This is a genomic window from Reyranella sp. (genome assembly GCF_050185545.1).
GTDB lineage: Bacteria > Pseudomonadota > Alphaproteobacteria > Reyranellales > Reyranellaceae > Reyranella.
The window spans coordinates 1-8,417 of record NZ_JBFWZI010000198.1 but is presented as its reverse complement, the minus strand read 5'-3'; the positions used below and the strand labels follow the sequence as shown (position 1 = coordinate 8,417).

Below are 8,417 nucleotides of genomic sequence, written 5' to 3'. Positions count from 1 at the left end.
TTTCCCGTGGCGTCGATCTTTCCCGTGGCGTCGATCTTTCCCGTGGCGTCGATAGTCGAAGAGCGGCGGCTTGCCGTGTCGTCCTGATGGCCTGGGTCGCCCGGCTGCGCCCCGCGCTCGCATGACAGCCGGCGCTGATTATAGACGATCTCGCGCCTCGGTTGAGCGTTCGAAACCTGTCCGCAAGATATGCAAACGGGGAGGGTTTGCGGACCGTCGCGTTCCTTGAATTGTCCTGCCGATCCGGTCACCCTGTCGCCGATGATCTTCACGCCCGCGCTGCTGGTATTCGGCGTACAGGGGCTGATCAAGCTTGGGCGAGCATCGCGCGATGCCTACGAGCAGTACGTCCGCGACCGGCCCGCCTCCCTGCCGCTGCTCGGCGTGGTGGAACTGACCGCGACGGAGAAGGCGACTGCCTTCTTCCGCCAACCCGAAAACAATGTCTGGGTCAGCCAGGGCGGCGCGTTTGCGGCGCACTGGGATGCCAACGCCAACGACCTCAGGGACGGCATCGAGAACGAACGGGCGATCGTCGTTGCCTGGCTCAAGGTGTGCACGAGCCCGCCGTCGGCCACGCCCTTCGAGCCTGCCCGATCGGTCGCCTTCCTGGTCCGGCAATGGGAGGGTGACGGTCCGCCGCCGCCCTGGCTCCGGCTCGCCCTGGCGCTTGCCGACGTGGCGCTGGATTTTGGCGAGGCGTCGCCGGCCCTGCTGGGACCGACCGGCACCAGTCAGCCGCTGCTCGAGGCGGTTGCCGCGCTTGCCGATCGAAGCCGGGCGCTGCTGCCCGACCTCAACGATCCGGAGCAATGGAAGGGCGACCGCTGGATCAGGGCGAACTTCGCCCAGTCGCTGCTCGTGACGGTCTTCCGCGCCGGCCTGACGACGCTGGCCGACAATCCGGGCATCGTGATCAGGCAGGAGCATCTGCAGCCGCTGCTGGCGGCGACGATTCGCCCGCTGAGGGACGGCTTCGAGACGGCATGGTCGAGCGCGCCGGCGGGTGCGCAGCTGGGGGCCCTGGTCAGGTGGGAGACGGTGCGCGACCAATGGCTGCCGGCCATGGCAGCCGGCGCGATACGCGCCGTGGCGCAGGATCGAGGCTACTTCATCGGCAAGGTCATCGGGGGCGCCGGCGGATCGAATGCAGGGCAACTCGTCGGCGCGCTGGCCAATTCGCTGCTCGACGAGGCGGCGACCCTGGGCGGCCGGGACCTGCTGCTGCGCGACACCTGGATCCGCTTCTGGTCGGCCGCGGTCGGCGTGATCGCCACCCGCCCGGAGCTCGTTGTTCCGGCCGGCAGTGCGGCCGTTCACGAGCAGATCCTGCGCGAGCTGGTGAAGCAGGTGGCGGGCAAGCTCACGTCCGTGCCGGCGGGCGTCAACCGCGCCCTGCTGCTGGAACTCGCCGCGACGACTCTCGAGGTCGTGAACGACTCGCTGCCCCTGGTGCTTCGCGGCGATGGTTGGAACGGCGTGGCCCGCGATGTCGTCAGCCGGGTCCTCGACGCGCTGCAGCCGGCCCTGCGGGAGGGTGATCCTCTGCTGCTGCAGCGCCTGGCGACGCCGGCGCAGGCCGTCGATCTGGTCGCCGTGGTGCTGGGCGAGATCGCAGCGTCGCCGCAGCTGGTCGTCGGAGGTGCCGCGGGTCCGGAGGTCAGTGCGGTCGTGTCGGCGGTTGCCGCCGCAATGGCTGCGAAGGGCGCCGAGCTCTTGACCGCCAAGGGCTGGCTGCTGGTTGCATCGGCCGCTGCCGAGGCGGCGGCGCGCAATCCGGGCCGTCTCTTCAAGCTCGAGGGTGCCGCCGCCGGCGGCGTCGGGATCGAGCTCATTCGTGGCGTCCTGCTCGAGGCCAGCGAGCTTCTGGAGGCCGGCAGGCCTCCCGTGGTGGGCGGCGCGGTGCTGGCCGAGCTCCTGGTCGAAGGCCTGAACATCATTGCCGTGCGGGCCGCCACGCCGGCCCAGATTGCCGAACTCCTGGGAATTCTCCGGACGCTTGCCAAGGAGGCGGCGAGCCCGAACGGGCTGATCCTGCCGGGCAGCCTTCCGCCGCTGTTCGCCCGTGTCGGCGTCCAGCTCCTCGCCAGGAAGATTCCGGCAGCCGCGACCGTTGCGCAGCTGCTCGAGGGAGTGGGCCAATGACGACCGGGCCGGCACGCGATCGCAGCCGTCGCGCGGCGCTGCTCTGTCTGCTGGTCGCTCTCCTGATCCCGGGGTGCGCCGCGCGAACCCTGGACGATCTGTCGGCGTCGTATGAAAGGCTGACGGTGGATGCCAGCCAGGCCGAAGCCAACCGGCGAATGACGGCGAACGCATCGGGCGATTCGATGATCGTCCCGCCGGGTGCCAATCTTGGCCCCGCCTTCGCCACTATCTCACGCGAAGCGCTCAAGGCGGCGCAGAACGTGCGGCAGTCGGATCTCGAGACACGGATCGCGTTTTATCGCCTGGCTGCATCGTCGGCCCACTTCGCCCTGATCGAGGAGGCTCGCGCGGGCCCCGGCGCGCCGGGAGGCGGCGCTGCCACCTTGCTGAACGAGGCGCAAAGCCGCGGCAGCGAGGCTTGCGCCCAGCTCAAGGCTCCACCTCAGCGCGACTGTGCCTATCTTGCGATGGCCGGTCCGCTGGCCACGCTCGCGGCATCCTCCGAGGCATGGCGCCTGATAAAGCCGCAGGACGGCGTTACGCAGCCGGACCGGGTAAGGGCGGTTCTCGACGAGCGTGCTGGCGATGCCGATTTCGACGCCCAGCTCGCGGGATACCAGGCTGGCCGACAGAAGGCGGTTTCTCTCGCGCCGATCGGTGCCTCGGCCGCCGGCTCGGCGGCGGTGCAACGCGGCGGCTCGGTCATGGATTTCCTCCAGGTCAACGACGCTCGCGTCGCCTGCCTGGCGCGAAAGCGGTCCGACCTGGCGCGCTGGGCGGCCAATCGCGGCCAGCCTCCCGCTCGCATCGATCGACCGCAGGCGTCGGCAACCGCGGCGGCAGCCGAGCGTCGATATGCCGAGACCTATGGCGGAACTGTACAGTGCGGGACGGGCTGAGCGTCGCGCGGCGCTCGGCCTCGGGACAATGCAGTGCGCGTGGCGTTCCGTTGTGCTTACAGGAGAGTCTAGACGGCAAGAGAGCCTAGAAGGCTGACGCATGGGAATGGATCGACATGCCTGACCAGGACAACGCTGTTCCGCCGCCGCCCACCGCGCCTGCGGTGGGCGCACCGGCCTTGCCGGCCCTCGCCGATTGCACGGCGGCGGTCGCGACCGGCAACCAGACCGGCGTCGAGCGGATCCCGGCCGTGGTGGCGCAGCTCTCGACAGCGTGTCCCGAGCTCGCGGCAATCCTGCAGCTGGCGCCGGTCACGTTGCGGATCGACAGCTACCGCCGGCACGACGAGGAGGCGATCGATCAGCAGGCGAAGCTGAAGCGGGAAGCGACCCTTGCCAATCTTTGCCTGCTGGGCGCCGGCGTCGTGAGCGCCCTCGTGCTGCTGGCGACCTCGCTCGCGCCGGAGAATGCAACCCAGCTCTACGTCCTGGGCCTTCTCATCATCGTCCTGGGAGCGGTCGGGGCTTTCTTCAGTCACATCGCCCGGGATCAGGGACGGGCGGGACGATGGCTCGCCGAACGCGGCACGGCGGAGGTCGCCCGGCTCGACGTCTTCAAGGAGGCGGCGCGGCGGGCCGCCGACGCCGGCCCGCGCGCCGCCCTCTACGGACTGGCCCTCGTCATGACTCACCTGCTGAACGACCAGAGGCTGTGGATGATCGGCCGCGCCTCGCGTCATCGCAAATCGTCCGTGCGCACCAGCCTGTTGAGCGGCGTGGCGGTGTCGCTCGCGTTCGTGGGCGGCAGCGGCGCCATCCTCGCCAGTCAATCCCAGATCGCCCAGGTCGCCCTGTGGCTTGTCCTCGCCGGATCCGTGGGCGCCGCGCTGGCGGCCTACGCCACCAATCGCGAGGCGCTGCTGCGCGACCGCGCCAATGCCGAGCGCTACGAGAAGGCGGTTGTCGCCCTCGACCGGTTGGCCGAGCGCGTCGACGACATTGCGGATCGGGTTCGCGCCGGCGAAGCGCAGGCCGTGGTCGCGTTCACCGATGCCGTTGCCGACCAGCTGGCGAGCGAGCACACGCAATGGCTCGAGGGGACCGCCCAGGCCGACGCGGTGCTCGACAAGCTCGACGGCCAATTGCGTCAGCTGGTGGCCGATCGCAATCGGGGGAATCCGAACAGGTAACGATCGCTCAGCGCGCGCCGACGCGCGGGATGGTCGGCGCCACCGCCATGGCGAGGTCGGCGAGGCGGCGATGCCCGCAATGCGTCATGACCTCGCTGAACGGGATCTCGGCATCGCCCTGGCGTCCGACGATGACCGCCTCGTCGCCGGGAGCGGCGTCCGGGATGTCGGAGACATCGACCCGGACGTGCTCGATCGAGATCGATCCGAGGATCGCCGCGGAGCGCCCGCGGATCAGCACCCGGCCGGCACTGAAGCGGGGCAGGCCGTCGCGCGTTCCGAGCGGCAGCACGGCGAAGCGCATGCCCGGAGTCCAAGGAAACGGCATCTGGTCGGGGTGGGTCGGTGAAATCGCCGCCTTCACCTGGAGGATGCGGCTGGTGATGGCGTCGAGAACGGGGCGCACGCCGAAATCGATGCGCGGCGCCGCGGCGCCGCGCGATCCGAACAGCAGGCCGCCCGGGTCGACGGCGTCGTACTCGATGCCGGCCACCAGCACCAGGGAAGCGCTGGAGGCCAGCATGCGCAGCGGCATCGGTGCGCCCGTCCTGGCCAGCGCCGCGACGACGGCATCGAAGCGGCCGGCCTGCCAGCGCAGGAACCCGTCGGTCGCGTTCGCCGGCACCTGCAGATGGGTGTAAAGCCCGCTCACCCTGAGATTCGGCAAGCTGCGCACATGGGTGACGAAGTCGGCGGCCTGCTCGGCCGGCACGCCGATTCGCTCGAGCCCGACATCGACCTTGACGAAGACATCGAGCGGGCGCGTCGCGAGTCGGGCGTACTCGGCGGCCTCGCCGGCATCGACCAGGGTCGGGATCAGGTCGTGGGAGAGGGTGGCCTGCACCGTCTCGCGGCTGGCGAGGTGGCCGGCATAGAGCAGGAGCGGGATGCGTATCCCGCGATCGCGCAAGGCGATCGCGTCGGCCTGGTCGGCGACGGCGATGCCGTCGACACCACCCTCGACGAGGACCGCAGCGACCTGCTGCAGGCCGAAGCCGTAGGCGTCACCTTTGAGCGCGGCGAATATCCGGGTGCCGGGACGCAGCTTCCGGCGCAAGGCTTGCAGATTGTCGGCGACGGCCGCGAGATCGCAGACAAGCCGGTTGGGACGAAGGGAAGGAAGAAGCTCCGCTCGCATGCAGGTCACCGTCCGAAACAACGCGCTACTGCTATTGCAACTGCTCGAGCAGGGCGCGGTCCTGCGGACCCGGCATGCCGAACCAGCGCAGCCCCCGCGGAGAGCGCAGCAGGGCCGCCGCCTTGCTGCCGTTGTCGCTGAACAGGACCTGCAGATGGTTGGCGGCGCAATCGTGCGGCTTGCAGACATCGGCTGCGATGTAGATCGTGTCGCCGGCCTGCAGCCGCTTCGACGGGCCGCAGACCCCGTTGTCGGTCCTCTGGAAGACCCCGATCCACTCGTCGACATTGCGCTCGTTGGCGAACAACGCGTCGAACGACTTGCGAAAGGCGGGGCGCTTCAGGAGATCGAACAGGTAGGGCGCCGACTGCGCGGAAGCTCGCGGTGTCGAGAGGAGGAATCCGAGCGCCGCGACGGCCGCGATCGAGACGTGCCTGCGCCGCGGACAGCCGGTCTTTCGCACGACGAGCTTCTCAGCTTCCGGCGGCCGCTTGCGTCGAGGCGGAAAGCTCGACGCAGTGTCTCATGACGTCGGCGCCGGTCTCGTTCCAGGTCGTGATTCCCCCCGCCATCACGACCTGCACCAGGCCCTCGGCAAGCTCGGGCAGGGTCAGGCCGAGCCGCAGCGCTGCGGCGGCGTGGTTCTTCGCGCCGGCCTTCTGGCCAATCAGCGTATCGAGAAGAGCGAAGATTAGTTCCTTGGTCGAGCGCACCGCCGGCTGCCCTGTCGCGCATGATCGTGCTGCGGATCAGGCCATAGCCGGCGAACGCTCCCGGGGCGTGCTCGGCCAGCAGCCTGAAGTTCTCGGGCACGCGCCCGAAAGTCGCCTCGAAGCTCGCCACACCCGCTTGCTTTGCGGCGTCGATCAGATCGTCCCCGGCCATGCGCGTTCCCGACTCCTCGCGGATCATGGCGTCGATACTGCCTGATCTTCCTGCGGCGAGCCAAACGGGATCGCGAGGCATGGAGGCCTGGATCGGCCCGACTTCCCGGCGCCCGCAAGCGGGTTGCTCGATCACGGAGTTATCACTGCAACGTCGGCTGGAGTACGTCGAGACCGCTGCCGCTCCCGGTTTGGGGCCGTGTGTGCGCATCGTGGGCGACAGCGAGGCGAGATGATGTTGCAGGCGTGCAACAGGCGGCAGCTTTCGGGCCGGCCGCTGCAACGCCGTCCTCTGGCCGCCGTTCCGTCAGCCATTGCTCACTCCGGAGATTGCCAAATGAACAAAGGCCTCTTGGTTGCTGCGTCGCTGCTCGTCGTGCCGGCCACGGCGCAGTCACAGTCCCTCTTCGAAGGCGGACCGTCCAACCCCGGCTTCTATATCGGCGCCCAAGGCGGCCTCAACTGGCTGTTGAACAGCAACAACTACAACATGGATCTCGGTTACGCCGTGGGCGGTGTGGTCGGCTACGATTTCGTCGGTCCGCGCGTCGAGCTCGAGACCATGTTCCGCAGCAACAACGGCACCGGCACCGCGAATTTCGGCAACATCTTCAGCAACGTGCGCGGCCGCGTCGAGCAGCTCTCGGTGATGGCCAACCTTCTGTACGATTTCCTGCCCGGCGCCACGATTACGCCTTATATCGGCGCCGGCGCCGGCATCGCCTTCGCCGATGCCACCATCAACGGCTGCTCGCTGTGCAGCACGCAGTTCGCCTACCAGGGCATCATCGGCGTCGGCTGGAACATCGACCAGAACTTCCGCGTCAATCTCGATGGCCGCTACTACGGCACGACCAATCCGCCCGGCTATCAGAACAACAACGTCACCGTCATGCTGGGGGTGAGCTACAAGTTCGCCCAGCCGTCGGCGCCTCCGCCGCCGCCACCGGCCGCGGCGCCCGCCTCGCCGCCGTCGTTCATGGTCTTCTTCGACTGGGATCGGGCCAACCTGAGCGACCAGGCACTGACCACGATCCGCCAGGCGGCGCAGGCCTTCAGGTCGAAGGGCAATGCCCGCATCACCGCGACCGGCCACACCGACACCTCGGGCACCGAGGCCTACAACATGGCGCTGTCGTTGCGGCGCGCCAATGCCGTGAAGGACGCGCTGGTGCGCGAAGGCGTGCCGGCGACGGCGATCGCGGTGATCGGCCGCGGCGAGCAGGGCCTGATGGTGCAGACCGGCGACGGCGTGCGCGAGCCGCAGAACCGCCGGGTCGAGATCGTCGTGCAGTAACGCGTAGCCTGGTTGGGACGTGACGATTTGCGGCGCCCTCGTGGGGCGCCGCTTTTTTCCCTCCCCAGCGTCTCGCTGTGGAGGTGTCCGCGTCTTCGCGGACGAAGGGATCATGCTTCATGCGGACCGCGGGCGTCCCGCCCGCTCGAGATTCATACCTTCTCCAGAGCGCGGATGTCTCGCCGGCACAAGCTCATGAGCGGGCGGGACGCCCGCGGTCCACATGAGCCATACCTCTCCGGCGGAGGCAGGTCTCCCTGTGACGGCGACACTTCCCCAGCGAAGCTGGGGAGGAGAACGCGGCAACCTCGCCGCCAATTCGCACGCACCTGATGCGAATGACAAAAGGATGCCCCCTGCCCGATCATGCTCTAGGATCGTCGAACTGGTCCGTCTGAAGCCGTGCCGCTGACAATGGATCGTGTGCGTGACCTGGTACCGATCTTTCGATCCGACACATGCTTCGTTCTCTCCCGGCGGATTTCTGGCGTCTCTGGTCGGTCGGGCTGATCGTCACGACCGTGCGCTGGATGGAAACGGTCGTGATGGGCGTCGTCGTCTACAAGCAGACGGGCTCGGCGCTCGCGGTCGCCTCGATCACCATGTTGCGTCTGCTGCCGATGGGCCTGTTCGGCGCCTTCCTGGGCGCGCTTGCCGAGCGGTTCGATCGCCGCCTCACGCTCGCCGGCATGATCGGCGTGCTGGCGCTCACCTCGACCGCGCTGGCGGTCGCCGCCCGGCTGGGCGAGCTCGAGGTCTGGCAGTTCGCCCTCGCCAGCCTGATCAACGGCTTCGGCTGGGTGACCGACAATCCGGTGCGCCGCGTCCTGATGGGCGAGAGCGTCGGGCGCGAACGCATGG

General features: G+C 68.8%; 10 protein-coding genes. 6 read left to right on the top strand and 4 right to left on the bottom strand.

Annotation, left to right across the window (positions count from 1 at the left end; translation table 11 throughout):
• A partial coding sequence (locus AB7O82_RS32165; protein WP_428621153.1) for a hypothetical protein occupies positions 1-272 on the bottom strand: 272 nt, incomplete at its 3' end.
• Between AB7O82_RS32165 and AB7O82_RS32160 the strand changes: the two genes are divergently transcribed.
• From AB7O82_RS32160 to AB7O82_RS32150, 3 genes are all read left to right on the top strand, one after another.
• Entirely contained in the window at positions 262-2,145 is a 1,884-nt protein-coding gene (locus tag AB7O82_RS32160; protein ID WP_428621152.1) for a hypothetical protein, read from the top strand. The two genes, AB7O82_RS32165 and AB7O82_RS32160, sit on opposite strands and share 11 nt — an antisense overlap.
• The gene (locus AB7O82_RS32155) at positions 2,142-3,047 is read left to right on the top strand and encodes a hypothetical protein (RefSeq protein WP_428549736.1); all 906 of its coding nucleotides are present in this window, start codon (positions 2,142-2,144) and stop codon (positions 3,045-3,047) included. The genes AB7O82_RS32160 and AB7O82_RS32155 overlap by 4 nt, the downstream gene beginning before the upstream one ends.
• 116 nt (positions 3,048-3,163) lie before the next feature.
• A complete protein-coding gene (locus AB7O82_RS32150) occupies positions 3,164-4,237 on the top strand; it encodes a hypothetical protein (RefSeq protein WP_428621150.1) in 1,074 nt (357 codons plus the stop codon).
• Between the two features lie 7 nt (positions 4,238-4,244).
• Here AB7O82_RS32150 and alr read toward each other — a convergent pair whose 3' ends face one another.
• From alr to AB7O82_RS32135, 3 genes are read right to left on the bottom strand one after another with little or no spacing between them, the layout of a single operon-like run.
• Complete coding sequence (gene alr, locus AB7O82_RS32145) at positions 4,245-5,375, bottom strand: alanine racemase (protein WP_428621149.1); 1,131 nt, start codon at positions 5,373-5,375, stop codon at positions 4,245-4,247.
• Positions 5,376-5,406: 31 nt separating this feature from the next.
• Positions 5,407-5,838, bottom strand: coding sequence for an Ivy family c-type lysozyme inhibitor (locus tag AB7O82_RS32140; protein WP_428621148.1), 432 nt, complete (start codon positions 5,836-5,838; stop codon positions 5,407-5,409).
• Between the two features lie 10 nt (positions 5,839-5,848).
• Entirely contained in the window at positions 5,849-6,088 is a 240-nt protein-coding gene (locus tag AB7O82_RS32135) for a hypothetical protein (RefSeq protein ID WP_428621147.1), read from the bottom strand.
• Here AB7O82_RS32135 and AB7O82_RS32130 point away from each other — a divergent pair.
• The 3 genes from AB7O82_RS32130 to AB7O82_RS32120 form a co-directional block, all read left to right on the top strand.
• Positions 6,075-6,305, top strand: a complete 231-nt coding sequence (locus tag AB7O82_RS32130; RefSeq protein WP_428621146.1) for a hypothetical protein — start codon at positions 6,075-6,077, stop codon at positions 6,303-6,305. The two genes, AB7O82_RS32135 and AB7O82_RS32130, sit on opposite strands and share 14 nt — an antisense overlap.
• 291 nt (positions 6,306-6,596) lie before the next feature.
• Positions 6,597-7,556 (top strand): OmpA family protein, encoded by a 960-nt coding sequence (locus tag AB7O82_RS32125; RefSeq protein WP_428621144.1) that lies wholly within the window; start codon positions 6,597-6,599, stop codon positions 7,554-7,556.
• A 458-nt stretch (positions 7,557-8,014) separates the two neighbouring features.
• The coding region (locus AB7O82_RS32120) for an MFS transporter (RefSeq protein WP_428621142.1) at positions 8,015-8,417 on the top strand (403 nt) is incomplete at its 3' end.

Coding starts and splice junctions, on each gene's coding strand:
- AB7O82_RS32160 (WP_428621152.1), top strand. CDS start 262: ATGATCTTCACGCCCGCGCTGCTGGTATTCGGCGTACAGGGGCTGATC.
- AB7O82_RS32155 (WP_428549736.1), top strand. CDS start 2,142: ATGACGACCGGGCCGGCACGCGATCGCAGCCGTCGCGCGGCGCTGCTC.
- AB7O82_RS32150 (WP_428621150.1), top strand. CDS start 3,164: ATGCCTGACCAGGACAACGCTGTTCCGCCGCCGCCCACCGCGCCTGCG.
- alr (WP_428621149.1), bottom strand. CDS start 5,375: ATGCGAGCGGAGCTTCTTCCTTCCCTTCGTCCCAACCGGCTTGTCTGC.
- AB7O82_RS32125 (WP_428621144.1), top strand. CDS start 6,597: ATGAACAAAGGCCTCTTGGTTGCTGCGTCGCTGCTCGTCGTGCCGGCC.